This is a genomic window from uncultured Kushneria sp., assembly GCF_947497025.1.
Taxonomy (GTDB): Bacteria; Pseudomonadota; Gammaproteobacteria; order Pseudomonadales; family Halomonadaceae; genus Kushneria.
On the sequence record NZ_CANMFC010000007.1, the window covers coordinates 126795 to 153429 of the forward strand.

At 59.2% G+C, this 26635-nt stretch carries 26 protein-coding genes, 4 tRNA genes and 1 pseudogene; 11 read left to right on the forward strand and 20 right to left on the reverse strand.

The features are described from left to right. Window positions 1-222 precede the first annotated feature (222 nt). Window positions 223-489, reverse strand: coding sequence for a ComEA family DNA-binding protein (locus Q0931_RS13820; RefSeq protein ID WP_366941620.1), 267 nt, complete (start codon window positions 487-489; stop codon window positions 223-225). A gap of 166 nt (window positions 490-655) precedes the next feature. Between Q0931_RS13820 and pyrF the strand changes: the two genes are divergently transcribed. Continuing rightward, entirely contained in the window at window positions 656-1357 is a 702-nt protein-coding gene (gene pyrF / locus Q0931_RS13825) for an orotidine-5'-phosphate decarboxylase (protein ID WP_299261276.1), read from the forward strand. A gap of 8 nt (window positions 1358-1365) precedes the next feature. On the opposite strand, the gene lapB is transcribed toward pyrF, so the two are convergent. The 3 genes from lapB to ihfB form a co-directional block, all read right to left on the reverse strand. Then, complete coding sequence (gene lapB, locus Q0931_RS13830) at window positions 1366-2556, reverse strand: lipopolysaccharide assembly protein LapB (RefSeq protein WP_299261278.1); 1191 nt, start codon at window positions 2554-2556, stop codon at window positions 1366-1368. Continuing rightward, on the reverse strand, window positions 2557-2862 hold the full coding sequence (locus tag Q0931_RS13835) for a lipopolysaccharide assembly protein LapA domain-containing protein (protein ID WP_299261280.1): 306 nt from the start codon (window positions 2860-2862) through the stop codon (window positions 2557-2559). 135 nt (window positions 2863-2997) lie between these two features. Then, the gene (gene ihfB / locus Q0931_RS13840; protein ID WP_299261281.1) at window positions 2998-3294 is read right to left on the reverse strand and encodes an integration host factor subunit beta; all 297 of its coding nucleotides are present in this window, start codon (window positions 3292-3294) and stop codon (window positions 2998-3000) included. Between the two features lie 208 nt (window positions 3295-3502). Here ihfB and Q0931_RS13845 point away from each other — a divergent pair, with 208 nt between their 5' ends. Both Q0931_RS13845 and Q0931_RS16770 read left to right on the forward strand, forming a co-directional pair. Further along, window positions 3503-3796 (forward strand): succinate dehydrogenase assembly factor 2, encoded by a 294-nt coding sequence (locus Q0931_RS13845; protein ID WP_299261282.1) that lies wholly within the window; start codon window positions 3503-3505, stop codon window positions 3794-3796. Continuing rightward, window positions 3756-4172: a protein YgfX gene (locus Q0931_RS16770; protein ID WP_366941621.1), complete on the forward strand. Its 417-nt coding sequence runs from the start codon at window positions 3756-3758 to the stop codon at window positions 4170-4172. Before Q0931_RS13845 ends, Q0931_RS16770 begins: the two co-directional genes overlap by 41 nt. Here the strand turns inward: Q0931_RS16770 and Q0931_RS13855 are convergent. From Q0931_RS13855 to Q0931_RS13885, 7 genes are all read right to left on the reverse strand, one after another. Beyond that, a complete protein-coding gene (locus tag Q0931_RS13855) occupies window positions 4163-5302 on the reverse strand; it encodes an FUSC family protein (RefSeq protein WP_299261284.1) in 1140 nt (379 codons plus the stop codon). The two genes, Q0931_RS16770 and Q0931_RS13855, sit on opposite strands and share 10 nt — an antisense overlap. A 116-nt stretch (window positions 5303-5418) precedes the next feature. Further along, window positions 5419-6429, reverse strand: coding sequence for a dipeptide ABC transporter ATP-binding protein (locus Q0931_RS13860; protein WP_299261285.1), 1011 nt, complete (start codon window positions 6427-6429; stop codon window positions 5419-5421). Continuing rightward, window positions 6426-7427, reverse strand: a complete 1002-nt coding sequence (locus tag Q0931_RS13865; RefSeq protein WP_299261286.1) for an ABC transporter ATP-binding protein — start codon at window positions 7425-7427, stop codon at window positions 6426-6428. Before Q0931_RS13865 ends, Q0931_RS13860 begins: the two co-directional genes overlap by 4 nt. Window positions 7428-7498: 71 nt before the next feature. After that, a complete protein-coding gene (locus Q0931_RS13870) occupies window positions 7499-8437 on the reverse strand; it encodes an ABC transporter permease subunit (protein ID WP_299261287.1) in 939 nt (312 codons plus the stop codon). A gap of 15 nt (window positions 8438-8452) precedes the next feature. Further along, on the reverse strand, window positions 8453-9463 hold the full coding sequence (locus Q0931_RS13875; protein ID WP_299261288.1) for an ABC transporter permease subunit: 1011 nt from the start codon (window positions 9461-9463) through the stop codon (window positions 8453-8455). A 396-nt stretch (window positions 9464-9859) separates the two neighbouring features. After that, complete coding sequence (locus Q0931_RS13880; protein ID WP_299261289.1) at window positions 9860-10786, reverse strand: LD-carboxypeptidase; 927 nt, start codon at window positions 10784-10786, stop codon at window positions 9860-9862. 68 nt (window positions 10787-10854) lie between these two features. Then, window positions 10855-12450: an ABC transporter substrate-binding protein gene (locus tag Q0931_RS13885; protein WP_299261290.1), complete on the reverse strand. Its 1596-nt coding sequence runs from the start codon at window positions 12448-12450 to the stop codon at window positions 10855-10857. A 380-nt stretch (window positions 12451-12830) separates the two neighbouring features. Between Q0931_RS13885 and Q0931_RS13890 the strand changes: the two genes are divergently transcribed. Further along, window positions 12831-13841: a hypothetical protein gene (locus tag Q0931_RS13890; protein ID WP_299261291.1), complete on the forward strand. Its 1011-nt coding sequence runs from the start codon at window positions 12831-12833 to the stop codon at window positions 13839-13841. A gap of 108 nt (window positions 13842-13949) precedes the next feature. On the opposite strand, the gene Q0931_RS13895 is transcribed toward Q0931_RS13890, so the two are convergent. The 3 genes from Q0931_RS13895 to Q0931_RS13905 form a co-directional block, all read right to left on the reverse strand. Further along, entirely contained in the window at window positions 13950-14252 is a 303-nt protein-coding gene (locus Q0931_RS13895) for a hypothetical protein (protein WP_299261292.1), read from the reverse strand. A gap of 231 nt (window positions 14253-14483) precedes the next feature. Further along, entirely contained in the window at window positions 14484-14996 is a 513-nt protein-coding gene (locus Q0931_RS13900; RefSeq protein ID WP_299261294.1) for a TlpA disulfide reductase family protein, read from the reverse strand. A 706-nt stretch (window positions 14997-15702) separates the two neighbouring features. Further along, window positions 15703-16335 (reverse strand): peroxiredoxin, encoded by a 633-nt coding sequence (locus Q0931_RS13905; RefSeq protein WP_152478303.1) that lies wholly within the window; start codon window positions 16333-16335, stop codon window positions 15703-15705. A 221-nt stretch (window positions 16336-16556) separates the two neighbouring features. On the opposite strand from Q0931_RS13905, the gene Q0931_RS13910 reads away from it, so the two are divergent. Then, window positions 16557-17279, forward strand: a complete 723-nt coding sequence (locus Q0931_RS13910; protein WP_224420028.1) for a cytochrome c biogenesis CcdA family protein — start codon at window positions 16557-16559, stop codon at window positions 17277-17279. Window positions 17280-17436: 157 nt separating this feature from the next. Here the strand turns inward: Q0931_RS13910 and cadR are convergent, their stop codons facing one another. Next, window positions 17437-17871, reverse strand: coding sequence for a Cd(II)/Pb(II)-responsive transcriptional regulator (cadR, locus tag Q0931_RS13915; protein WP_152478302.1), 435 nt, complete (start codon window positions 17869-17871; stop codon window positions 17437-17439). A 98-nt stretch (window positions 17872-17969) separates the two neighbouring features. On the opposite strand from cadR, the gene Q0931_RS13920 reads away from it, so the two are divergent. From Q0931_RS13920 to Q0931_RS13940, 5 genes and pseudogenes are all read left to right on the forward strand, one after another. Continuing rightward, on the forward strand, window positions 17970-18866 hold the full coding sequence (locus Q0931_RS13920) for a cation transporter (protein WP_299261299.1): 897 nt from the start codon (window positions 17970-17972) through the stop codon (window positions 18864-18866). A gap of 142 nt (window positions 18867-19008) precedes the next feature. Then, window positions 19009-19770, forward strand: a complete 762-nt coding sequence (locus Q0931_RS13925) for a ZIP family metal transporter (protein ID WP_009686175.1) — start codon at window positions 19009-19011, stop codon at window positions 19768-19770. Between the two features lie 294 nt (window positions 19771-20064). Next, a complete protein-coding gene (gene lnt, locus Q0931_RS13930; RefSeq protein WP_009686176.1) occupies window positions 20065-21504 on the forward strand; it encodes an apolipoprotein N-acyltransferase in 1440 nt (479 codons plus the stop codon). Window positions 21505-21557: 53 nt separating this feature from the next. Further along, complete coding sequence (gene lspA / locus Q0931_RS13935) at window positions 21558-22079, forward strand: signal peptidase II (RefSeq protein WP_299261302.1); 522 nt, start codon at window positions 21558-21560, stop codon at window positions 22077-22079. A gap of 128 nt (window positions 22080-22207) precedes the next feature. Beyond that, window positions 22208-23018, forward strand: a pseudogene (locus tag Q0931_RS13940) (ISL3 family transposase); the annotation flags it as partial. Window positions 23019-23097: 79 nt separating this feature from the next. On the opposite strand, the gene Q0931_RS13945 reads toward Q0931_RS13940, so the two are convergent. The 5 genes from Q0931_RS13945 to uvrC all read right to left on the reverse strand — a co-directional run bounded on the left by Q0931_RS13945 (window position 23098) and on the right by uvrC (window position 26000). Then, window positions 23098-23184: transfer RNA gene (locus Q0931_RS13945), tRNA-Leu, on the reverse strand. A 64-nt stretch (window positions 23185-23248) separates the two neighbouring features. Beyond that, a tRNA-Cys gene (locus Q0931_RS13950) sits at window positions 23249-23322 on the reverse strand. Window positions 23323-23385: 63 nt separating this feature from the next. Continuing rightward, window positions 23386-23460, reverse strand: a tRNA-Gly gene (locus Q0931_RS13955). Window positions 23461-23543: 83 nt separating this feature from the next. After that, window positions 23544-24092, reverse strand: a complete 549-nt coding sequence (gene pgsA, locus Q0931_RS13960; protein ID WP_108842711.1) for a CDP-diacylglycerol--glycerol-3-phosphate 3-phosphatidyltransferase — start codon at window positions 24090-24092, stop codon at window positions 23544-23546. A 72-nt stretch (window positions 24093-24164) separates the two neighbouring features. Beyond that, a complete protein-coding gene (gene uvrC, locus Q0931_RS13965) occupies window positions 24165-26000 on the reverse strand; it encodes an excinuclease ABC subunit UvrC (RefSeq protein ID WP_299261305.1) in 1836 nt (611 codons plus the stop codon). A gap of 173 nt (window positions 26001-26173) precedes the next feature. On the opposite strand from uvrC, the gene Q0931_RS13970 reads away from it, so the two are divergent. Beyond that, window positions 26174-26249, forward strand: a tRNA-Ala gene (locus tag Q0931_RS13970). The last annotated feature ends 386 nt before the right edge of the window (window positions 26250-26635 follow it).

A 26635-nucleotide genomic window follows, 5' to 3' on the forward strand; every position in this document is an offset into this window, starting at 1 on the left:
CACAAGGATGCCGTGATCGCCCGGGCCTCCTGGTCAGGGAGCGTCAGACGCGGCAGCTGTCGATAGCACAGGATACTGGCATGTCAGGCGCGAGAGGTATATGCCCGGATGATGACAGGGGACAAAAGTCGGGCAGTCGAGGACGGAAACAAAAAGTCGAGGGAGGAAATGAAAAGGTAAACAGGCAGGGCGGCAGTGGCAGGACTGCCGCCCGTGGGGTTCTCAGAGTTCGACGCTATCGCGCAGCTGTTCGACGGTGGCGCTGCCGATACCGCTGACGCGGCTCAGGTCATCAGCACTTTCATAGGCACCATGGGCTTCACGGTCAGCAATGATGGCGTCGGCCTTTTTTTCTCCGATACCCGGCAGAGCGGTCAGTTCGGCCGCCGTGGCCGTATTGATATTGACGCTTTGCGGCTCGGCCATCAGCGGTGCGGAAAGGGACAGTGCAGCGGTGGTCAGAAGCATTGCGATCAGTTTGCGAGACATGCCGGTTCCTTGTTGTAGAAAAGTTACCTTCAAGGTATCGGCAAAAGGATTGGGTTATTTAGTTTATTTTTATATATCGTTTTGGGGTATTTGATGATTGGTGACTATCCCGCTAATGAGGTACAGCCCTTATACTGGCCGCTCGAACGACAGGACAGGAGCCCGCATGTCTTCCCCTTTGATCATCGCCCTCGATCATGCCAGCCTGGACGCGGCGTTGCCGCTGGTGGACCAGCTGGACCCCCGACGCTGTCGGCTCAAGGTGGGCAAGGAGCTTTTTGTCCGCAGTGGCCCGCAAGCATTAAAAACACTGCACCAGCGCGGCTTTGACGTCTTTCTGGATCTCAAGTTTCACGATATTCCCAATACAGTAGCTGCTGCGGTTCATGCCGCCGCCGATCACGGCGTGTGGATGGTCAACGTCCACGCCTCGGGCGGTCGGCAGATGATGCAGGCGGCACGGGATGTGCTCGTTCAAAACAGACTCGCCACGCATTTGATCGCCGTGACGGTGCTCACCAGCATGGATGATACTGCACTTTTTGAAACTGGCGTGACGCGTACGGCCGGCGAGCAGGCACTGCATCTGGCCGAGCTCGCTCGCGAGAGCGGTATGGATGGCGTGGTGTGTTCAGCGCGCGAGGCCGGCGATGTGGCCAAACAGTGTGGCAATGCGTTTTTGCGGGTGACACCAGGCATTCGTCCGGCCTTCGCTCAGCGCAATGATCAGAGTCGGGTCATGACGCCACTGGAGGCCATGCAGGTCGGCAGTACGCATCTGGTCATTGGTCGGCCGGTCACGCGTGCCAGTGATCCGATGGCTGCGCTTGCCGCCATCGAACAGGAGCTTTCGGCAGCCAGGGAATAACGACGGCGTTATTCGCCTTCCAGGCCCGTGATCGGTTTGATGGCGCCCCACTGGCGACAGCTGGGGCAGTGCCAGTAAAGCTGTTCGCCCTGAAAACCGCAGCTCTTGCAGCGGTAGCGTGCGCGCTGGGCCATGAGCTGTTCGGTATGACGCTTGAGCAGTCGCAGATGCTCAAGCTCATGTTCAGAGACTTCCTTGAGATAAAGATCCATCAAATAGTCGATGCCGCGCAGGCTCGGGTGGCGCTGAAGCTGCTCGCTGACCAGCCGGGTGGCGCGTTCGAGCCCGTCACGGGTGCGCAGCCGTTCGGCCAGCAGTAACACGAAGGAGACATAGGGCGCTTTTTCGAGCTGGTCATACAGAAAATCGATCAGCCCCTGTTCGTCATCGAGCAGATCAAAGGCGCGCTGAATGGGGGCCAGGGTGATGGGGACCATGTCGCTGTCCTGGTCGCGAATGCGGCGCAGGGCGCGGATTTCGTTGCGGTAGCTGCCGGCACGGTGCTCGATATCGGCATAAATCCAGTTGGCACGAACGCAGGCCGAGTCGATGGACAGCGCCTGTTTGAGATGCTTGCGCGCCGGCCCCGGGCTGCCTTCCTCAATGGCCTGCTCGGCAAGTTCACAGTGCCAGTGCGCCGCGGCGCGCCGGAGCGGTTCATCCTGCCGCACCAGCTGGGGCAGTGCCACGTCCAGTGCTGCCTGCCAGTCCTTTTCCCGCTCGAAGAGATCCACCATCAGTCGCTTGGCGGCAGTCGCTGTCTGCTCGTTTTCACACTGGCGTACCAACCCATCAAGCAGCCGCTCGGCGCGATCAAAAACGCCAAGGCGCATGAAATCACGTGCCAGCTCGAGCTGCACCTGTTCACTCTGTTCAGTGGTCAGTACGGGACGTGCCAGCAGGTTCTGATGAATGCGCACGGCACGGTCGGCTTCGCCACGCATGCGAAAAAGATTGCCCAGCGCGATATGGGTATCGATGGTATCGCCGTTGACTTCAAGTGCCTGGACGAAGGTTTCGATGGCGCGGTCAGGCTGCTCGTTGAGCAAAAAATTCAAACCGACGAAATAGTCGCGTGACAGGTGCTGGCCGGACAGCGCCCGGTGGCGATAGCGGTAGTGCTTTCGCTCCATGCGGCCCAGCCACCAGCCGATGCCGATTGCCGCAATAAGTATAAGGAGCAGCCCGGGATCCGGCATTCAGGGGGTTTCCTTGAACTCCTGAACGCGCAGGCGATCAAGCTCCTTGCGCTGTTGCTGATTATCGTGGCGAGTGCGCATGAGGGTGGTACGCAGACGCAGATAAAGTCCGGACATGGCCACCATGCCCAGCAGTACGCCAACCACCAGCGTTGACAACAGCCACAAGGACAGTGATGCAGGCGGCAACTCCGCCCAGATGACGTCCAACGGTACGGTCTGCTGATTGCGCACGGCAAACAGCATTCCCAGAAGCAGAACGATCAGTGTGACAACAGCAAGTACCACGCCCTTGAGCCAGCGCATAGCAGATCCCTGATTTTCCTTGTCCAATTGGAGGCAGTGTAACACCGGCAGTGGCGTGCAGCGATGTTTACAGCGCTTGCCCGCAGGCGTTATGAAACAGGCGTCGTCATGAGGTGAGCATGATGCGAGAGGGGATCAAAATCCGTGCTCGCGACTGGCATTGACCTGCTCGCGCAGTTCCTTGCCCGGCTTGAAATGGGGAACGTGCTTTCCGCTGAGGCTGACGGAATCTCCCGTTTTGGGATTGCGCCCGGTACGGGGTTCGCGGTAGTGGAGGGAAAAGCTGCCAAAGCCGCGTATTTCGACCCGACCGCCATTGGCCAGCGTGTCGGTAATATCGTCAAGAATCAGGCGAACCGCCGACTCTACCTCCTTGACGGACAATTCTGACTGTTGCGCAGCAATCTGTTCGATCAATTCGGACTTCGTCATCGAGGGTTCTCCATCCGGCCTGTCGGGAGCCTTTACAAGGTTTTTTGTTTGGTTTCAGCATAGCCGCTAATGTGAGATAAAACAACGCACTACATGTCACTCAAAATTCGTGTCAGAGGTGGCTTTCAAAGTTTCAGACAATCATGGGCGTGACGCGCTGGCTGCGTATAATGAGGCAGGGGCAACCGCCATCTGACAGGAGATCAATGTGAGCGAACAACAAGCCTTTGATGCCACGGCGCGCAAGCGTCTTTACTGGCATTCCCGCCGTGGCATGTGGGAGCTGGACCTTATGCTGGTGCCCTTTATCGAGAACTGTTTCGACGGGCTCAGTGATGAAGACCAGTATGCCTATCAGACGCTGCTCGCCTGTGAGGATCAGGATCTTTTCCTGTGGCTGATGCGCCGCGAACTTCCCGACGATCAGGCGCTGACGCCCATCATTACCAAAATCGTGGATTATGCTGAAAGCACCCGTACAAGTGACGTTCGCCCGCTCTAGGGCCGCGTTCGCACTCTACCTGCTTGTCGGCGCTGCCATCGCTGTGGCCTGCGCCCTGTGGCTCTCGATACTCTGTGCGGGGGTAGTCCTTGTTGTGTTGAGTGCGCTGGGATGGCAGCAGGCAGGGCATGTGCCACTTCCGCTTCGTACGACCAAAAACGGGCAGTGGGAACAATATCGACAGGGGCAGTGGCAGGGCGTAGCACTGGAGGTGTCACGGCTGGGGCCACTGCTTTGTGAAGTTCGCATTGAGCGCCACCGTTACGCGCTCTGGTATGACATGCTGCCGCCCGAGCAGTTTCGCCGACTGCGTCAGGCACTTTTGACCCGGTCCGCAACCGGCGACGGTATTCCGGGCGAGCAGCCTCAGGGCTGAGCACTGTCGGGGCGCTCGTCACTCAGACGCCTGCCGCCCACAAGATGATGCCGATTGGCGCGTTTTCTTAGTCGCGAGCTGGGCAGACGTTGGATATTGCCCAGATAACCGACCAGAGCACGGGCCTGGCGGGCCAGTTCGCGGTTAAGCCACAGATAGCCGCTCGGGCTGAACAGGGCGCGTCCTGAAGAGGAGCGTCCGGAGAAGGCTCGATTGACGTAGCGCTGCAGATCCAGTGCCGCGATATTCATGTCGATCTGCTGGCCGGTGCGTACCTGATGGGCCAGCATCGACAGCGACCGTGCCAGCTGCTGTTGATCAACGCGAAGCCCCTCAAGACTTTCAATGATGTCGTGGCCGTTACGAGTGTCCCAGTGAGTTTCCAGCAGCAGCTCGACGGTTGAAATCATTCGCCGCTCCAGCGAGAGCAGGCTGTTGAGCTCGCCGCGGCGCAATCTCCCTTCCTTGTGAACGGCATCCACCAGACCGCGCTGTTTGATCAGCTGCGTGGTGGTCTTTTTCATCTCTTCCAGAGCTTCATCGTGATCGGCTTCGGTCGCCACGGTATGGGCGTAATAGAGACTTGCCAGCCGGTCGAGATTGTCTGCCAGCATGAAACGGAAAAGGTCCGTGGCTTTCTGGGGCAGTATGATGATCGTGATCAAAATCCCGATGCTGGTCCCCAGCAGCACATCAAAGGCACGCCACAGGGCAATGGTCAGATCCTGGTTGCCATCGCCGGTCACCATCAAAATTGTAATGCCAAACATCAGCACGCTATAGCCATAGCGTGAGGTAAAGGTGGCATGCAGTGCCACGGCAATGGCGGCCAGCGTCAGTACCTGAATGGTGCCTGGCGGCGCCGACGGAATCAGCAGCAGAGCGACGCCCAGAAGCCCGCCCAGCGCGGTACCGATCAGACGCTGGCCGCCCTTGTCGAGTACACCGCCGACATGGGGCAGATTGCCCATGACCATTAGCGTGCTGACCGGTGCCCAGATGCTGTGGGGAATGTTGAAAAGTGAAATGATGAAAAAGGTCACGCTGAGCGCGATGGTGGCCCGTAGTGTGTAGAGATAGTGACGGTAACGATAATTGAAATAGGGGTCGCGAAAGCGTATGCGTGCCATGGAGCGCCGGGCTAAAGGAATGAGTGTGCCTATCTTATCGTCGAAGAATCCAGAAACTCGAGCAATAATCCTCTTTCAAAAACGATCGGAGCGGCGTTGCGCCGCCCCGATACGCATCATGCAGCGCCACTCACACGGTGCGTCATGAGTTCTTCGGCAAAGTGACAGGCGACCCGGGCACCCTCGACTTCGCGAAGCTCGGGGCGCTCTGCGCTGCAGCGCGGTTGTGCATGCGGGCAGCGGCGATGAAAGGCACAGCCCGGCGGCGGTGACAGCGGCGAGGGCAGCTCGCCGCTCAGCGCGATGCGGTCTCGCCGCTCGTCGGGATTGACCGATGGTGTCGCCGAGAGCAACGCTTGGGTGTAGGGATGGCGCGGCGCTTCGAACAGCGCCTCGCGCGAGCCGACCTCTACCGGCCGGCCCAGATACATCACCATGACATTGTCGGCCACGTGGCGAACCACGCTCAGATCGTGCGAGATGAACAGATAGGCCAGCCCGAACTCCTCCTGCAGGTCGTTGAGCAGGTTGAGCACCTGCGCCTGAACCGAGACATCCAGCGCCGAAACGGGCTCGTCGAGCACCAGCACTCTGGGCCGCAGCATCAGGGCGCGCGCCACGGCAATGCGCTGACGCTGGCCGCCGGAAAACATGTGCGGGTAGCGATCGTAGTGCTCCGGGCGCAGCCCGACGCGGGCAAGCATGTCGCGCGCCAAACGCCGGCGCTCATCGGCGGGTGTCGAGGTGTTGATGACCAGCGGCTCTTCCAGAATGGTGCCAATGCGCTTGCGCGGGTTGAGCGAGCCATAAGGGTTTTGAAACACCATCTGCACGTCACGGCGCAGGGCGGCCAGGGTTTGCCGATCCGGATTGGCCGCGTCACGCCCGCCAACCGACAGCTCCCCCGATGACGGCGGTTCCACCAGCGTCAGCATGCGGGCAAGCGTTGACTTGCCACAGCCGGATTCTCCCACCACGGCCAGGGTTTCTCCGCCGTGGAGGGGGAAGCTGACACCGCGCACGGCATGGAGTTCGGCGCGGCGCAGAAACCCCTGGCGCACCTGATAGGTCTGGACGAGGTCGCGCGCTTCCATCAGGGGCGCATCAAGGATATCGGGTCTGCTCATGGGGCGATCTCCAGAACCTCTTCATTCAGCGGGTGGTAACAGCGCACATGACGCGTGCCGAGACCGGTTTCGGCATGGATGGTCTCAAGCGCCGGTCGGCTGGCGCGGCAGTCCTTTTGGGCATGGGCGCAGCGCGGATGAAAAAGACAGCCCTGCGGGCGGTCGTTAATGCCCGGCACCACGCCGGGAATGGTGGGCAGGCGCGTCGTGCCCGGATGGCGCTCCGGCAGGGCATTGAGCAGTGCCCCTGTATAGGGATGGGCGGGCGCACGGAAAACATCGTGACTGGTGCCGGTTTCCATCAGCTGTCCGGCGTACATGACAGCCACGCGCTTTGCGGCACCGGCCACCACGCCCATGTCATGGGTGATCAGGATCATGCCCATGCCACGCTCTTCCTGAAGCCTGAGCAAAAGATCCAGAATCTGCGCCTGGATGGTCACATCCAGTGCCGTGGTCGGCTCATCGGCAATCAAAAGCCGTGGATTGCAGGCGATCGCCATGGCAATCATCACCCGCTGATTCATGCCCCCCGAGAGTTGATGGGGGTAGTCGCTCAGGCGCCTGGCAGGGGCCGGTATGCCGACCTGGTCCAGCAGTTCGATAGCGCGCTCGCGCCGCTGACGGCGACTGCCGCCTTCGTGGGCCTTGATGGCCTCCAGCAGCTGAAAGCCGATGGTAAAGCTCGGGTTGAGGCTGGTGCTGGGTTCCTGAAAGATCATCGCAATGTCGTTGCCGGTCAGGCGACGCCGGGCGCGGTCACTCAGGGTCTGCATGTCCTGTCCGGCGAAGTGAAACCGGCTGGCCTCGACCCGGGCGTTGAAGGGCAAAAGCCCCATCATCGCCAGCATGGTCACACTCTTGCCGGACCCGGATTCCCCGACGATGCCGAGCACTTCGCCTTCTTCCAGCGTCAGACTCAGATCCGATACCGCAGGAAAGGTCCCTTCATCCGTGTCGAAGGACACGCTGAGTTGTTCAATGTCCAGAAGCGCCATGGCGCTCTCCTGTTTTGAAATGGTCGACGTTTGTCGTTGTTGTCGTGTCCTGACGGCCGTGGTGGTCGTCATCAGCGCTTGAGGCGCGGGTCGAGCGCATCGCGCAGGCCGTCACCCATGATGTTGAAGGCCAGCACCGTGATCAGTACTGCAAGCCCGGGGAAGGTCACCACCCACCAGGCCTGCAGCACATACTGGCGCGCATCGGCCAGCATGCTGCCCCATTCCGGCGTCGGCGGCTGGGCACCCAGTCCCAGAAAGCCCAGCGCGGCGGCATCCAGCACGGCGTTGGAGAAGCTGAGCGTGGCCTGAACGATCAGGGGCGCCAGGCAGTTGGGCAGGATGGTAATGAACATCAGCCGGAACACACCGGCGCCGGCCAGCCTTGATGCCATGACGTATTCACGCTCACGCTCGGTGATCACCGAGCTGCGCGTCAGGCGCACGTAGTGGGGCAGATAGACCACTGCAATCGCCAGCATGGCGTTGAAAAGACCCGGCCCGAGTACGGCGACCACGACGACGGCCAGCAGCAGACTCGGGATCGACAGCATGATGTCCATCAATCGCATGATGACGGTATCGATCCATCCGCGCAGAAAGCCGGCCAGCAGGCCCAGCAGCACGCCGATACCCAGTGACAGTGACACCACGATGACGCCAATGGTCATCGATAGTCGCGCGCCGTGAATCAGGCGGCTCAGGATATCGCGGCCCAGATCGTCGGTGCCCAGTACAAAGCGCAGGGAGCCGCCGTCCTGCCAGAAGGGCGGCGTGAGCACGCTGTCACGAAACTGTGCGACCGGGGAGTAGGGCGCCACCACGTTGGCCAGGCAGGCGATCACGATGATCAGCGCGATAATGACCATGCCGATCAGGGCGGCGCGGTTGCGGCGAAAGCTGCGCCATGCGTCGCGCAGCGGTGACGGGCGCTGTGGCGTCCGTTCGATTGTGGCGCCGTCGTCGATCTCCGGCACGGCGGCCGGTGGCTGAGGGGTAACCTGTGTCATGTGCGGCCTCCGGGCTCAGCGACTGTTGCGAATGCGGGGATTGATCAGCCCATAGAGCAGATCAACGATCAGATTGACCATCATCACGATCAGGGCAATCAGCAGAATGCCGCCCTGAAGCGAGGGGTAGTCGCGCCGTCCGACGGCATCGATCAGCCACTTGCCGATACCGGGCCAGGAGAAGATGGTCTCGGTGAGAATGGCACCGGAAAAGAGCAGCCCGATCTGCAGCCCGATAACCGTGGTGACCGGAATCATGGCGTTGCGCAGGGCGTGAATGGCAATGATGCGCCAGGGAGAAAGCCCCTTGGCCCGCGCGGTGCGGATATAGTCCTCGCCCAGCACCTCGAGAATCGACGATCGGGTCATGCGCGCAATCACGGCCAGCGGAATGGTCGCCAGCACGATCGTGGGCAGAATCAGATGGCGCAGGGCATCAGCGAAGGCCCCGGGCTCTCCGGAAAGCAGGGTATCAATCAGCATGAAACCAGTAGGGGTGTCGATCCAGTAACTCGAGGAAAGCCGCCCCGAGACCGGCGTCCAGCCCAGAATTCCCGAAAAGAAAATGATCAGGAGCAGGCCCCACCAGAAAATCGGCATCGAATAGCCGGTCAGCGAGGTGCCCATGACGGTGTGATCGATGATCGAGCCGCGCTTGATGCCGGCAATGACGCCCAGTGGGATGCCCAGACACACGGCCAGTAGCATGGCGCAAAAGCCAAGCTCGAGCGTTGCCGGGAAAAGTGACATGAATTCATCGAGTACCGGGTTGCTGCTGATCAGCGAATGACCCAGATCACCATGGGCCAGATTGCCCAGAAAGCTCAGGTACTGCTCCCACATCGGGCGGTCCAGTCCCAGCTCGGCCATCACCTCGGCGTGTCGTTCGGCAGAGATGCCGCGCTCGCCGGCCATGATGGCGACGGGGTCACCGGGGATCAGGTGCACCAGCGTAAAGGTCACCAGCGTGATGCCCAGAAGCGTTGGGATCAGCATTAAAAGTTTGCGAAAGACAAAGCTCAACATAGGGGTTTCCGCCACCGCGAACGTGTAATCCGTACCTGCCAACAGCACGCCGACATGACCTGTAGGTCAGAGCGCGTGATGATCAGCAGGGATGGGCAGGCAATGAACACGGGCTGTGCGATTTTTGCGCCGGGTTCATGCTTGAAAGTCGAGATCCGGTCTAGCCGGGATCCGACCGGCACGGACCGGCCACGGAGGTGGCGCGAAGGGTCAGACGAGCCTTGTAGAGACGGCGGGTCGAGAGGGTATTGGTCATGGTCATGTATCCATACTTGTTATTGTTGCTGCTGTAGCGAACCTGTCTCGTAAGCAGGGCTTCAGTAAGGGATAGACCCTAGGGGATTGTGTTGACCCTGTCCATGCTCACAAGAGCGCATGGACAGGGATCGGTGCCTGTCAGCCGGGCGCCCAGTCCAGCCCCGAGGCCGCAAGCCGCGCCATCCGCCCGACCGGCCAGGCCTGGTTATGCGCACCGTGGCCGAAGGGCAACTGGTGATAAAGCGCAACATCATGAGGTGACAGCCACGCCTGTACCATCGCCTCGACACTGCTGTCACCGGTATCACAGTCGATGAAGCTGCCCAGACAGACCGCGCTCAAACGACTCGGCGCCAGGCTCGCCAGCAGCTGGAAGAAGCTGCGCTCCAGACGATAGAGCCGCTCGCCCACATCCTCCAGCATCAAAATGGCGCCGTTCGGAACGTGCAGTGCGCCAGAGGTACCGGCGACACTGGCAAGTGTGGTGAGGTTGCCGCCGATGAGCGGGCCCTCGACAGGCGCTTGGGGGCCGGCCACATACGTTGTTTCCATGTGGCCGCCGCCGTTCTGAAGCACCGACGCGATGCTGGCCATGGAAGCGCCTCGCGCCTCGCGTATCGCCCCATCGGCCTGCTCAAGCAGGGCCAGCTCGGTGGCCACTGGCGCATGAAGCGCCCGTCGGCCTCGTGCATGAAAGGCGCTCAGCAGTACGCTGATATCGGAATAGCCCAAAAGCGGCACATCGGGCAGGTTTTGCCAGTCGATGTGATCGACCAGCTGAGCGCAGCCGTAGCCGCCGCGCAAACACCATACGGCTGTCACGTCTGCCAGATTGAAGGCGGCGTGAAAATCCTCAAGGCGCTGCTCGACGGTGCCGGCCAGATAGCGATGCCGTGCCCGGGCGTTGTTCATGAGTTGCGGGCGGTAGCCCATCCGTGTCAGCAGGGCGCAGGTGGCCTTGATGCGCTCGGGCAATACGGCGCCGGCCGGGGCAATGAGGGCCACGGTGCGTGAGCCATCGCCCAGCGGGCGCAGCGCGGAGGGTTCAGTGATGGGTGGCGTCATGGGCGGCTGTCCGAAAAACATGAAAAACCCCGCTCGTCAGAGCGGGGCTCCATCCTACGTCAGGAGTGCTACTCCTTGATATCTACCCCATAGAAGATGTGGGAGCCGGTCGGCTGTACCTGATAGCCGGTGACGCTGCTGCGGACCGGGTCGTAGACGATCGAGTGGGCGATCGGCAGCCACGGCATCTGGTCGCGGAAAATCTCCTGCGCCTGCACGTAGAGTTTTGTGCGTTCATCCTGGTCGGTGGCAGTGGCTGCCTGTCGGATGATGTCGTCGTACTCCGGATTGCACCACTTGGCGTAGTTGGAGCCATCGCGTGCGGCGTTGCACGACAGCAGCGTATTGAGGAAGTTGTCCGGGTCGCCGTTGTCCCCGGTCCAGCCAAAGAGACCGGTCATGGCCTCGCCTTCGGAGGCGCGGCGCAGATATTCGCCCCACTCGTAGGAGACAATTTCGGCATCGACGCCCACCTTGCGCCAGTCGGACTGAATGATTTCCGCCATGCGACGCGCGTTGGGGTTATAGGGGCGCTGCACCGGCATGGCCCATAGCTGGGTCTTCAGGTTTTCGACGCCGGCCTCGGCAAGCAGCTTTTTGGCCTGCTCGGGATCGTACGGGATCTCCTCGACATCCTCGTCATAGCCCCACAGCGTCGGCGGAATTGGGTTTTTGGCTTTCTCGCCCGCGCCCTGATACACCGATTTGATGATCGCATCGCGATCCACGGCCATCGAGAGTGCGCGGCGTACCTTCGGATTATCAAAGGGCGCCTTCTCGGTCTGGAAGGAGAGATAGCCCACGTTCAGCCCTTCGGCCGATTCCAGGTTGATGTTGGGGTCATTGCGCATCGCCTCCAGGTCGGCCGGGTTGGGGAATACCATGACCTGACATTCGTTGGCCTGAAGCTTCTGGAAGCGCACCGAGGCGTCGGGCGTGATCGAAAACACCAGCCGGTCCAGCGGTGATTTGCCATCCCAGTAGTCGGGGTGGGCCTGATAGCGGATATAGGCATCGCGCTGAAAGCCGGCAAACTGAAACGGACCGGTGCCCAGCGGTTGCTGGTTCATGCGCTCGGGGTGGCCTTCCTTCATCAGCTTGTCGGCGTATTCCCCTGACAGGATCGAGGCAAAGTCCATTGCCAGATCAGACAGGAAGGGCGCTGAGGCGCGGCTGAGATGAAAGCGTACAGTGTGGTCATCGACCTTCTCGACGCGCTCGATCAGATCCGGCATGCCCATGCCTTCGAAGTACTCATAGCCGCTGCCGACCCCGTGCCAGGGGTGATCGTCTTCCAGCTGGCGGTTAAACGAGTAGAGCACGTCATCGGCGTTGAATTCGCGTGACGGCGTGAAGTAGTCCGTGGTCTGGAACTTCACGCCTTCGCGCAGGTGAAAGGTATAGGTCTTGCCGTCATCGGAGACCTCCCACGACTCGGCCAGCGCCGGTTTGATTTCGGTTGTGCCCGACTTGAATTCCACCAGTCGATTATAAATGGTGCGCGAGGACGCATCGAAGGTGGTCCCGGCCGTGTAGTGTTGCGGGTTGAAGCCTTCGGGACTCGCTTCCGAGCAGTAGACGAGGGTCTTGGCATGGGCAGTACCGGTAGCCGCCATCAGCAGGCCACCTGCCAGCATCAGCCGGCGTGAGGTTTTCTGGGTCATGAGCATGTCTTTTGTATATTGTTGGTGTGACCGGCCGGGTAGGCCGGCTGTCGCCACGCGACCGACGATAAGTCGGGTCCGTGGGGTAACGTCATGACACAACGTCACGCAGTGAAACTATGCTGGGGCCGGGCAGGCTGTCAATGACCGCTATCACGCTCAGGTCCTGGACCTGTGTCTAATAGCGCTGGTGCGTCAGGTGGCAGTGGGAGGAAGGTTTCGGGATGGGGCGGTCGTCTGGGTAAAAGAATCGCTGGAATATGAAAAGACGAATCATTTGAAACCAGAACGCCCTTGCGAGCGCATCAACATACTGTGCCGGGGAACCGGAACACATCTATTGCCACAGAGCATCATATGCTGGCAGAGAGAGATACACGATGATCACGCGAACCGGCCCTTTCCGAACGCCATTTGATACCACGCCCAAGCCTGTCGAGAGTGGAGAATCGGCTAATGACCTGCGCACTGTAGATCCGCGCTTTGGATCAAACCGAACGGTCTCAACGCAATGGCTTGAACATCAGAAACAGTCGCTTGCCCCGGAGGCTGCAGCGCTGATTGACCACGCCATGGCTGCGCTGGAGGGACGCGTTCCAGTGAAACTCCCCGTTAAAGAAGATGAAAAAGGCGGGCAATTCGGCCTTGAACGGTCTTTTCAGGGATATGAGCGGGTGGTGTTCGGCGTTAACGAAAGGGGTGAAATAGATCGCCTCGAGATTTCAAATTTGAACGTGCCGTCCGCCATCCGCCCGGGCCTGTCCATTCTTCCGGACACAGGCAGCAAGCGGACTCATGATGCCCAAAAGTTCGATGCGCCCGCAGATGAACCTGCTCGAGTTCGCATGAAGTTGGCGGGTCGTGAAAACGGACAATTCCCGGGAGGCGTTGGCTCGATTAATTTAAAAGTGGCTGATAAAACTCGCAGTAGATACGGCGACGCTGGGGTCCCTCCTAAACAACCACCACAGTTAGCCAAACATGGCGAAGATGGCGTATGGCGAGTTACATCTTCCGATGGCTCATCATCGCTTGATAGGCTCGATGGGCATTTTATCTTTGTAACGCTGCTCAGTGGCGAGATTCGTCTGGGTAACGTTGTCAACGGACAAAATGCTCATGCGTCGCTCGCCGGCCATGCAAGAGACGTACGTTATGCAGGAACGGTAACGTTCTCGGATGGGCAGGTGCGGGCTTATTCCAATGAATCCGGGACTTGCGTGCCTGCTTCGGTGTTGCGCCATCAGGCCGGGTTCAACCAGGGTGCTGGCTTTAACGCGGTCGATCACCCTTTTGTGCCCCTTGCTCCCGGAACAGAAGCCGAAGTAAGGCAAGCGTTCGAGCAGATGATTCGTAGCCGCATGGAGCGAACGTCGAAGCCGGGCGAATAAGTGGCTGCTTCACCCGAGTCAGGTCGGTATGTATAAAACACGCCCTCACTAATTAGCGAAAGCATCGTTGTAATATGATCGAATAAAATCAGGCATGGCAATGAAGTTTCAACATGCATCAGGTGCAAACAAGAAGGTTTGGCGCCAAGTGAGTGCGCTGATAAACATCAGGATGTTGAAGCAATAAAGAATCCACTCGAGACTGAAGCCCTGCTCCGTAACGTACCCAAGCAGCTCATCGGCATGATGAGTCGCAATGGCCCCAGACTTCTCATCGAAATCGAGCACCGGATCGATGATGGCGCAGCGCTTCGTGGACGGATCGCTCACCACGTACTGTACGCTGAAGGTCCTGGGGTCGAAGAATCCGGCAACGTGCGGCAGGCCTGGAGAATGGCGTAGAGTCTGCATATGCATCCTTTTTTGCACCTTGGCTCTCACTACGATAGTAGAAAAGAACTTGGCTATTCATTCCTTTGTCCTCGTGGCAAATCGATCATAAAACCATCCGGCCGCGGCAAGACACACGGTAAGAATGCCAATCGTGAGAATGGTAGTGCGTCTGATCACATGCTAGACCTCCGGCGAGCAAGGAAGAAAAGCGTGGAATCGCTCGCGAGCATTGCCCTCATACGGAAGCCCTCAATCACGTTCTTCTCCTGCATCTTGCTCATGTCTCTTGGTAACCGCGATGGTATCGCGGAGGAACTCGACCATCTCCGGGCTGTGCCAGTCCTTGGCGCCGGTCAGGCGTGCCAGCTCATATCCGCTGCGATCGAGCAGCAGCGTCATAGGCACACCGAGTGCGCCGAGCTTCATGCCCGCCTGGGCGCTCTTATCGTTGTAAATACTCAGGTGCTCAATTCCGATTTCCTCGTAGAAGGACCGGACAGGGTCGGGTCCGCCCTGGTCGATCGAGAGCGCGAGCACCTTGAAGTCCGCCCCGCCGAGCTCAGCCTGGAGCGCGTCGAGCGTTGGCATCTCCTCGCGACAGGGCGGGCACCACGTCGCCCAAAGATTGAGCAGTACGATCTTGCCCTTGAAGGCGTCGAGGCTGATCGGTTCGCCTGAACCATCGGTAAAGCTGATCTCGGCGGGGCGTACAGGCTCGGGCTTAACCGCGAATCCGAGCTGCTCTGCGGCCGCTTTATCCATGACACTCGCCGAGCTGGTCGGCGAGCTTTCGTCTCCTGTGCAGCTCGCTAGCGCTACGCTGATGCCTAGCAGGGCAGCCAGCAGGCATAGACGACGCCTCATTGGTGTTGGGTTCATCATGGTGTCCAACGTGCTGTAGTAATTGTTGAAACTGAACCGGATCGCGTAGTGCTTTCCACGTATCCTGCGTGTTTGAGCTCTAGCCAGTTTCGGAGAGCTGACGCAGGTCCGCGGCCACCGCTTTTATCGGATCGCTATCGCGAATCAGGAGCCGCACCTCACCCCTTGCGGTTGAACGCGAACACGGCACTTGCATGCGAGACATCATAATTACTCGCTCGAAAGCGACTCTCTCCGCCCCACCAAGACAACAGGTTCGCTGCTGGTATTCGTCAGGCTGGAGTACCCGGCCGCCGGCAGCTCGCCGAGCAGCAGTCGCACCCGGGCGCTCTTCACCTCATGACGGCACTACTCCGCGTAATATGGTAGAAGTGTCCCGTCATTTTGGTATGAGCGCAGGCTAGGCTCCCGCCTCCCGACAGGCGACCAGTAAGTTTTCACACCTGAAAATACTCAATCCTGTCGTCGTGCAAGCGGCTAGCCTTAACTAGTCAGGAACTTAGCCATCCATGCGCTTCCTCAAAACCTTACCTCAGCGAGACAACGGGCAGCCCGGCTTACCCGGGCTGCCAAAGGATTCCGCTAGTTATTTAGGCTGTCGCACAACACGCAGATACGGTGTCTTCTCGTCCCAGCCTTCGGGAAAGCGCTCTTTGGCTTCATCACTCGATAGTGAAGGGGAGATAATGACGTCCTCACCGCTCTGCCAATCCACGGGGGTCGCCACCTTGTGCGTGTCGGTCAGCTGAAGCGAGTCGATAACCCGTAGGATCTCGTCGACGTTGCGCCCGGTACTCGGCGGATAGGTCAGCATCAGGCGTATCTTCTTGCTGGGGTCGATGATGAAAACGGTGCGTACCGTCACCTTGGGATCGGCTTTGGGATGAATCATCCCGTACAGCTCAGCGACCACCTGATCGTCGTCGGCCAGCAACGGGTAGTTCAGCGCCGCACCCTGGGTGGTCTCGATATCCTTGGCCCAGCCGGTATGCGAATCCAGCGGATCGACGGACACACCGATCAGCTTGGCGCCACGCTTGTCGAACTCACTTTTGCGCTTGGCAAACGCGCCAAGCTCTGTCGTGCAGACAGGCGTATAGTCGGCCGGGTGAGAAAATAGCACGGCCCAGCTATCACCAAGCCATTCGTGGAAGCTGACGGTGCCTTCCGTTGATTCGACCGTGAAATCGGGGGCTGTCTCTCCAAGTTGCAATGCCATCACGCTATCCTCAGGTTAGATATTTGGAAGATGCAGCTTAAACGCTAATCCTTATACCCACCATAAGGTCAAGCCTCTTTTGAAAAGGCTACAGCCCAGCAGTCTGGCGTGTAGCTAATCAAACGATGTGCTTGCCTTAGGGCCAGATTAGGGTTTTAGAATCAAGGGCTGGACTCAGCCGGCCGACTCATGGCCCTCACTACCTCAGGAAGCGATAGCCCTTGGAATCTCTCTCTTCTATCGGTCTGATTGGCGCGTTTGCAGGTGGCTTGATCTCCTTCTTCTCGCCCTGCACGTTGCCGCTCTTGCCGGGCTACCTTTCCGTCGTCACGGGCGGCAGCGTCAACAAACGGGACAAGAAAATCGAGGCGCTGATACTGAGCGTTTTCTTTGTGACTGGCTTCACACTGGTATTCATCATCCTGGGGCTAGGTGCCAGCTCACTCAGTCAGCTCCTGCGAGGCTACCGTCAGGAGCTCAACTGGATCACAGGCTCGGTGGTCATCCTGCTAGGGGTCTTCATGACCGGCCTGTTCAACGTCCCGATCTTTCAGCGTACCTTACAATTCAATCCTCGTTTTCAGGGCGGATCGCCGCTGTCGGCCACGGCCTTCGGCGTATCGTTCGCCATTGGCTGGACGCCCTGTATCGGCCCCATCCTCGGTGCGATTCTGATGGCTACCTCCAATGCCGCCAGTGCACAGCATGGAATGATCTATCTGAGCGTGTACTCCGCCGGGTTGGCGTTGCCCTTTCTGGCGAGTACGCTCTGCGTCAACAGCCTCAGCCGCCATAGCAAAAAGCTTGGCAGGTGGAGCGCCTACACCCGGCCGGTCGCCGGTATAATCCTGATTCTCATGGGCATCGCCATCGTCTCGGGCACCATGACACGGCTCTCCAGCTTCATGATCGGCCTGTTTCCCTCCCTGGCGACGCTGGGATAAGCGGGAATAGCGAAGCATGGCGGAAGCGAAACGTCTGACAGGGCGATACTGCGGTTGCAGCAGTAACCCAAGCTCGCATGCCGAGAAGCGCAATGAGTCGCCGCGACCAACACACCATGCATTCACAATGTCGCTGCAAGGTCCGGCGTGTCTCTGCTCAGCGCTTATTGCCTGAGCCAGCCCTACATAGTTGTTGTTTGCTCTCCTCGCTGATACCCGCCAGGATGCCGCAGGCACTGATTTCTCGTCCATCATTGCAACTCGCCCTCAGGGCAACGAGCTGTTTCTCAAGCGTCTGCAGTGCGGTTATCTGCGACCGCACATGAGAGATGTGGTCATCGAGCATGGCGTTGACGGCGGTACAAGGCTGGTGAGGGCCGTCCTGATAGCTCTGTAGCTCGCGAATCTCTGCCAGTGACAGGTCCAGGATTCGGCAGCGACGGATAAAGGCAAGCTGCTCGATATGCCGCTTCGTGTAGATACGGTAACCATTCTCCTGCCGGTCTGGCAATGGCAACAGGCCCCGCTGCTCGTAGAAGCGGATCGTCTGGGGGTCGACACCCGCTATCTGTGCTAACTGACCAATGCGCATCAGGCTTTCTCCTCAACGAATCATCTGTCCCATTGACCTTATGGTGGCTATATGGTTTTCAATACTAGCAATCTCTTTCGGTCAATTGGAGCCGTATCGTGAGTAAAGCCTGTGGTGGCCCATGTGGCTGCGATGCAACGCCTGCATCGGACACTGATATGCCGGTCCCCTCCGAAGCGTCAGGGGAGTGGGTCAGCGTGTATGCCGTGCCGAAGATGGATTGCCCCTCAGAAGAGCGGATGATCCGCTTGGCGCTGAACGGCTTTGATGAGATTCGAACGCTGTCCTTCGACTTGTCGAACCGCCGATTGGAGGTCGTGCATGACGGCGAGGCTGAGCCCATTACCGCGAAACTGGCGACCTTGGGGCTAGGCGCCTCTCTTCAGGAAACCGTCATTGCCGACCCAGAGACGATCAAGGCCGCTGAGAGCTCGGCAGTCTCTGCTACGCAGGAGTCAGGCACTCTGCGCGTGTTGCTCGGTATCAATGCGATCATGTTCGTGGTGGAAATGACTGCTGGCCTGATCGCCCAGTCTACCGGCCTGATCGCTGATTCCCTGGATATGTTTGCCGATGCAGCCGTCTATGGCCTGGCTCTCTATGCCGTAGGGCACAGTGCGAAAATGCAGGTACGTGCCGCGCATCTGGCAGGGGTACTGCAACTGATTTTGGCTATCGGCGTACTCGTCGAGGTGGTGCGACGCTTTGTTTTCGGTAGTGAGCCTGAATCGCTGATGATGATGGCGATCGCCTTCGTCGCGTTGATCGCCAATACCGGTTGCCTGCTGTTGATATCCAAGCACCGCGAAGGCGGCGCGCATATGAAGGCAAGCTGGATATTCTCGGCCAATGATGTGGTGATCAACATGGGCGTCATCGCCGCCGGTGCCTTGGTCGCCTGGACGGGGTCCAGCTACCCTGACCTGATTATCGGTACCATCGTGGGCCTGATCGTCCTCAACGGCGCTCGGCGCATCCTGGCGCTCAAGGGGTGAGGCTGCACGGTACGCAGCTATCGATGCCTGGGACACTTGATCGAAGTGGCTGTACAAGCGCGCTAGGCCTGAACGACAGCATATAGCGCGAAGGCTCGGAGCCAGCAAGGTAGCGTATCTAGGAATCAACCAAGGAAGGAAGATGATGGATAGTATCTGGCTGGTACTCGGCCTGGCGCTGTTGCCCGCCTTAGGCAATTTTAGTGGTGGGCTCGCTGCGGAGGCCTCCCGAACTACCGGGCGCCGTCTCAATTACGCCCTTCACGGCGCTGCCGGCCTCGTCATTGCGGTGGTGGCGGTTGAAATCATGCCGCGCGTGCTAGAGAACCTCTCAGCCTGGGTAATCGCCCTCGCTTTCGCGCTGGGCGGCATTGCTTACGTAGGTATCGAGAAGCTCGTTGAGAGTCTCCAGAAGCGACAAGGCCAGCAGGGAGAAGGCGGTCAGACGAGTGTCTGGATGATCTATATCGCCGTATCCATCGACCTGTTCAGCGATGGCCTCCTGATCGGGGCGGGGTCGGCGGTCTCACCGTCGGTCGCGATAATCCTGGCGGCGGGTCAGGTTCTCGCCGATGTTCCTGAGGGCTTTGCGACGATCGCCACCATGAAAGATAAAGGAATCCCTCGTAGCAAGCGGATACTGCTCTCTGCTTCCTTCGCGATTCCTGTGCTCTCGGCAGCCGTCTTTGCTTACTTCGTACTCAGGAACCAGCCGGAGGCATTTAAGCTAGCGGCACTGACGTTCACGGCAGGCCTTCTCACGGTCGCTGCCATCGAAGATATGGTCTCCGAGGCTCACGAGAGCGGTGACGATACGCACATCTCACCGCTGGCTTTCATAGGCGGCTTCGTCCTGTTCGTTCTGGTATCAGCGGGCTTGGAAGGGGTGGTATCGCAAAGCTAACGTACTGCTCCCCAACACAGCCACTGTCGTGCTGGCCGAATACGAAGCAGCTCCCAGCTTACGGCGCACCTAGTCGAGTCCAGAAACATTCACTTTGCCACCCTGGCCAGCCGGCCGAATGAATTGACGCAGCTTGATTAAGCGGAGCAAGAAAGCATGAGCCACAGGGTTGATCCTGGATTCGGAGGCGAGAGAGCATTGGGTGATAAGTGCGCGCTACCCTCTAGCCTATACACGGGCGTGCGCTATAAGCCGCTTCTGACAGGGGGGATGGCTCTACTTGCTGGAGGCGCCATGCCGCTTGCCTTTGCCCCTGTGGGCTGGGCATGGCTTGCGGTGATCGCTCTGGCAACATTTTTTGTCCTGACCGCGCAGTCTTCAAGGCGTCAGGCGCTGTGGTCGGCCTACCTCTTTGGCCTTGGCTACTTCGGCGTGGGTGTCTCCTGGGTCTTTATCAGCATTAGCCAGTACGGCAATGGCCCCGTGGTGGCGGTGTTAGTCACGGCGGCCTTTGTCTCGCTGCTCGCCCTCTTTCCATGGGGCGTCGCGTACCTCGTGCGCTGCCTGCGCCCTGAGATGGATGCAATGGCACTCTGGCTAGGGCTACCTGCGGCATGGGTGCTGAGTGAATGGATGCGCACCTGGTTCTTGACCGGCTTTCCCTGGCTCTTCATTGGCTACAGCCAGACCGACACCACACTTGCCACTATCGCTCCCGTCTTTGGCGTGCTTGGCGTGAGTTTACTGGTGGCACTTCTCGCTGGCGGGCTTGCCTGGGTTGTCCAGGGGCCAAGCCTGCGCCGTGCTGCGGTAGTCGGTGCCGTGTTAGTCGCTACCCTCGCCGGCTTGCAACTGCTGGATCGTGAATGGACGCAGCCAGCCGCTGACCCGATCGATGTCGTCCTCTTGCAAGGAAACATCGCGCAAGACAAGAAATGGGACCCGAGATACCGGGACATCACACTTGAGCGCTATCAGGCGCTTACCGCGCAGCATCTCGGAGCCGATATCGTGATCTGGCCAGAAGCGGCAATCCCGATGTGGCATGACCAGGCCAAAGCATATCTTGCTGAGCTTGAGGCGTTAGCCGATCAGGCAGGCACATCGTTAATGATTGGCGTCCCGGTACGCGAGGCGGAGGGCCGTACCTACAACGCCGTGGTAAGCCTCTCCGATCCCTCAGGCTTCTACTACAAACGCCACCTGGTGCCCTTCGGTGAATATGTTCCGTTTCGGGATCTTTTGGGGTCGGCCCTCGACGTGCTCGGGGCGCCCATGTCCGACTTCACACCGGGACGGGAAGCGCACGTCCTGAATGCAGCAGGGGTGCCCGTAGGGGCACTCATCTGCTACGAGGCGGTCTTTGGTGCCGAAGTCACTGAGCTTCTGCCCGAAGCGCAGTTACTGGTGAATGTCAGCAACGATGCCTGGTTCGGCAGCTCGCTCGGCCCCCTCCAGCATTTCCAGATGGCACGCATGCGTGCCATCGAAACCGGACGTGACCTTCTTCGAGCCACGAACACCGGTATCACAGCAGCCATCAATCATGAGGGCAAAGTGCTCAAGCGTGCTCCGCAGTTCGAAGTGGCCACCCTCAGCGCCGAAGTGACACCGCGAACTGGCGCGCCCCCTTATGTGCGCTGGCGGGATTGGCCTGTCCTTGGCCTGACCGCACTCGGACTCGGCCTGCTCCTGCTCCGTCGAATTCGTCGGCATCATCGGTTGGGTACATGACGCTTGTTATTTAGCAGCGAGCAAATTCTAGATTGGGTCAGGAGGAAGGGGATATGTCTACTTATGGCAGTCGGCTCGCAGAGAAAGCCCACGAGCCGGGAAAGGCGATGCGCTGGCTGTGGCTCTCGCTCCTGTTACTGTTTGTCGATCAGGCGAGCAAGTACCTTGCCAGCACCATGCTAGCGCATGGTGAAAGCGTGCCTGCCGCACCCTTCTTCAATTGGGTCCACCGCCACAATACGGGGGCGGCCTTCAGCTTTCTCGCGGATGTCGGCGGTTGGCAGCAGCCGCTTTTCATCGGACTGGCCCTGGTTATCTCGATATTACTGGTGTACTGGCTTTGGCGTTCACCACGCGTACTGAGTTATCGGCTCGCCCTCAGTGCGATCCTCGGCGGCGCGTTGGGCAATGTCGCAGATCGCTTGCGGTTAGGCTACGTAGAGGATTTTCTCGATTTTCACTATGCCCAGTGGCACTGGCCATCGTTCAACCTAGCGGACGTATGGATCTTCCTCGGTATCGCCCTCTTTATTTGGGCGGAAATACGACATCAACCAGGCAGCCGCCGCCGCTGAATCGCCTAGCGTCTTCGCTATCGCATGCTTGACTTCCGGAATAGGCGCGTCCTGGGCCTTGATAAGGCGGCACGCCTTCATGAGCCAGCTGTACGTTCCTGATGCACGACTGCTGCCAAGGGCTCTGCTGCATCCTAACCAATCTGGAAGAGCGCACCCTGCTGGACCTGCTACCCGGTCGTCAGCAAGAGAGGGTGACAAGACGCCTCATGAGCATGGCCAACCGCCACCAGGTCGAGATCGTCAGCATGGACATGTGGAAGCCCTACCGCCGCGCCTTCCAGACGGTGCTGCCACAGGCCCGTATCGTGGTCGATAAGTTCCACGTCGTGCGCATGGCCAACGAGGCCTTAGAGAAGATCCGCAAAGGCCTAAGGAAGGAGTTGAAGCCCAATCAGCGCCGGACCCTCAAAGGTGACCGGAAAATCCTGCTGAAGCGCGCTCACGACGTTTCAGACCGCGAACGGCTCATCATGGAGACCTGGACAGGAGCATTCCCCCCAGCTCTTGGCGGCTTACGAGCACAAGGAGCGCTTCTACCATATCTGGGACTGTACCAATCGGCGTGGTGCCGAACAGGCTCTCGCCACCTGGATTGACAACATCCCTCAGGGGCAGAAGGAGGTTTGGAAGGATCTCGTCAGCGCCGTCAGTGGCTGGCGTGAAGAGATGCTGACCTACTTTGAGACCGACATCCCGATCACCAACGCTTTCACGTAGTCGATAAACCGCCTAGCCAAGGACAAAAACCGTGATGGCCGGGGCTATTCGTTCGAGGTAATGCGAGCCCGGATGCTCTATACCACCAAGCACAAGAAGAAGGCGCCACAAGTCAAGGAATCCCCGTTTCTGGGCAGAGCCACCATGACCTACAACATGGGACTCCCCGAGCCTGAGAAGAACTTCGGTGTCGATCTATCAACCTTCTGGAAGGACTAAGGGTTGGATGGGGCTGGAAGGCCCATCAACCACTTAATCCGGATACCCAAAAAAGGCAGGGAAGTCGTACTGAAATGATTGGTGCCCGGAGCCGGAATCGAACCGGCACGACCTTGCGGTCGAGGGATTTTAAGTCCCTTGCGTCTACCTGTTCCGCCATCCGGGCGAGGAGTCGACGGCTAATCTGCTTGAGGCCATCTAATGTAGCCGGGAGTCAGGCAGAAGGGAGATGGAGGCTGGAGTCGGAATCGAACCGGCGTACACGGAGTTGCAGTCCGCTGCATAACCACTCTGCCATCCAGCCTCAAAACGGTACGGAAAACGAGATGGCGTTACTCATTGACCTGTCCGTTGATACCGTAAGGGATGGAGCGGGAAAGGAGATTCGAACTCCCGACCCTCGCCTTGGCAAGGCGATGCTCTACCACTGAGCTATTCCCGCTCAACGGGTGCGAAATATACCGATGCGACAGAAACCTGTCAAACAAAACCCGGTAAAAATCGCACCTGAGTCACACGTTACGCTCACATCGAGCGCGTCAGTTCCGGCCAGGCAGCGCGCAGATACTTGTACATCGACCAAAGCGTCAGGATTGCAGCCAGATACAGCAGCAAAAAGCCTGCCTGCGCCAAAAGCGTTCCAGGAGCAAAGCCAAGCAGCAGGATGATCGAGATCATTTGAAAGGCGGTCTTGTACTTGCCGATGCTGGACACCGACACACTGGCACGCTTGCCAAGTTCCGCCATCCACTCCCGCAGTGCCGAAATCACGATCTCGCGACCGATAATCACCAGCGCCGGCAGCGTCAGGATCACATCACTGTAGAACTCGATGAGCACACCCAGCGCCACGGCCACCATCAGCTTGTCGGCGACCGGGTCCAGAAAGGCGCCAAAGGGAGTGCTCTGGTTCCAGCGGCGCGCCAGGTAGCCATCGAACCAGTCAGTGACGGAGGCAATGGTGAACAGCAGGGCGGCCAGTGGATTGCTCCAGCCGGTCGTCAGGTAGAATACGATGACCAAAAGCGGTATGAGAAAAATTCTCGTCAGCGTCAAGATATTGGGGATGCTCATGGCACTATCGGTCCTGACCGGGGGGTGAAACATACCTGCAAGAATGGTCGATTCTAACGCCTGAGCGCGCTGTCAGCCATGCAGTGCCTGATGAATCTGTGTAGCAAGTTGTGCATTGATGCCGGGAACACGGGCGAGATCATCCCGGGAGGCGTTACGAATGCCCTGCAGGCCACCGAAATGGCGCAGTAGTTCCCGGCGTCTTTTGGGGCCGATGCCGGGAATCTCCTGAAGGGTAGACGAGCGTCGCGCCTTGTCACGCTGTTGTCGGTGTCCGGTGATGGCAAAGCGGTGGGCTTCGTCGCGAATGTGCTGGATCAGGTGCAGGGCACCAGAAGCACTTTCCAGCGTCAGGCTGCGTTCGACGGTGTCGATAAACAGCGTTTCAAGGCCCGGTTTGCGCGTGGTGCCCTTGGCCACGCCCAGCAATACGATGTCAAAAACGCCCTGTTCCTCGAACACCTCTCGGGCCATGTTGAGCTGGCCCTTGCCACCATCCACGATCAGGATGTCAGGCCTTGGCACCTCACCGCTTTGAATGCGCTTGTAGCGTCTTGTCAGGGCCTGGCGCATGGCGGCGTAGTCATCGCCGGCCGCCACACCCTCGATGTTGAAGCGCCGGTAGTCCGACTTGATCGGGCCACTGTGGTCAAACACCACGCAGGAGGCGACCGTGGCTTCGCCGCTGCTGTGGCTGATGTCAAAACACTCCAGCCGTTGCGGGACCTCTTCCAGATCCAGTGCCTGGGCCAGCGCCTTGAAGCGACCGTTGAGCTGCTGACGGCTGGCCAGTTTCGTGGCCAGGTGCTGGTCGGCATTGGTGCTGGCAAGCTCCAGCCACTGGGCACGGTGGCCGCGCACCTGGTGGGCAATGCGCACTCGGCGCTCGGCATGCTCGGAGAGCGCATCCTGCAAAATCTCATGATCCTCCACGGCATGGGAGGTCAGCACCTCTGGCGGCATTTCATTGCTCTGACCCAGGTAGTATTGGCTGACAAAGCTGCTCAACAGCGCCTCGGGGCTCAGGTCCAGGCCATTATCGGGCATGTGGTGGCGCGAGCCGAGCACTCGTCCCTGGCGAATGATCAGCACGCTAACGCAGAGCCCGCCCGGGCGTTCGGCGAGCGCAAAGACATCGGCGTCACCGCCGGCAGTGTCCACCGACTGCTGACTCTGCAGGCGACGCAGTTGCTGTACCTGGTCGCGCAGGAAAGCGGCCTGCTCGAACTGAAGCGCCTTCGCCGCCGCTTCCATGTCGGCGTAGAGCTTTTGGGTGACCTGATCACTCTTGCCTTCCATACACATCAGCGCATGGTTGAGATCGCGCTGATAGTCTTCCTGAGTGATGTAGCCCACACACGGCGCCGTGCAGCGGTCGATCTGATACTGCAGGCAGGGACGACTGCGATGGGCAAAGACCGAATCCTCACAGTTTCGGATGCGAAATATCTTCTGCATCAGCGACAGGCTTTCACGCACGGCGCCGGAGCTTGTGAAGGGGCCAAAGTAGCGGCCGTCGCCGCGCTTTTGACGTACGCGGCGAAGCTCCAGTGCAGGGTAGGGGTGACGGTCGCTGGCAAAGATGTATGGATAGGATTTGTCATCGCGCAGCAGAATGTTATAGGGCGGACGCTGCTGCTTGATCAGCGTCTGCTCCAGCAGCAGCGCCTCGGTTTCGCTGCGGGTCACGGTCACCTGAATGTCCCGGATGCGGCTGACCAGGGCCTGAGTCTTGGCATTGAGCCCCGTGTTGCGGAAATAGCTTGATAGTCGCGCCTTGAGACGCTTGGCCTTGCCGACATAGAGGACATTCTCGTGTTCATCGAGCATGCGATAGACGCCCGGTGATTCGGTGACCGTTTTGAGAAACTGGCGTGGATCGAACGCCGTGATCACCTCATCGTTCATGATGGCCTCCGCAAGTGATAGTGCCTTCATTTTAACAGATATCCCTGAAAAGACCGTGGCTATCCAGCGGCATGTCTGTAAGCTCATGACAGCCCATGACCCGTTGATATTCGCGGGACGATAAAAAGAGAGTTGACGCAAACGTTCAGGTGTCGTAAATTACGCACCGGTTCGGGGCCTTAGCTCAGCTGGGAGAGCGCAACACTGGCAGTGTTGAGGTCAGCGGTTCGATCCCGCTAGGCTCCACCAACGACATCATCAAAAAAGCCGCTTACAGCCTCGCTGAAGCGGCTTTTTTGTGTCTGTTTTTTGCCTCCTTCTTCTGCCAGTGTCCGGCAGGAACAGGAAGGCGCGTACGTTCATTTCTTGATTGAGCTTTTGCCCGGCTCTCCTTTCCGCCTTTATCTATCCGGTATCCGTCGGTCCTCCCGACGTCCCTTGACCAAAACCTGATTCCGTGAAGCCAGCGCCGACACTTCCCCTATCACCGCCAGCGAGCATTTTCTGACCGCCGATTCCGTCTCAACCGCTGAACGCATACCGGGGAGGACCAACCATGGCGACGCTGACCGACGAGAGCAGCCCATTTTGACAGGCATTTCTACCCGCCGGGCACGCTGATACTGGCTGCCGAT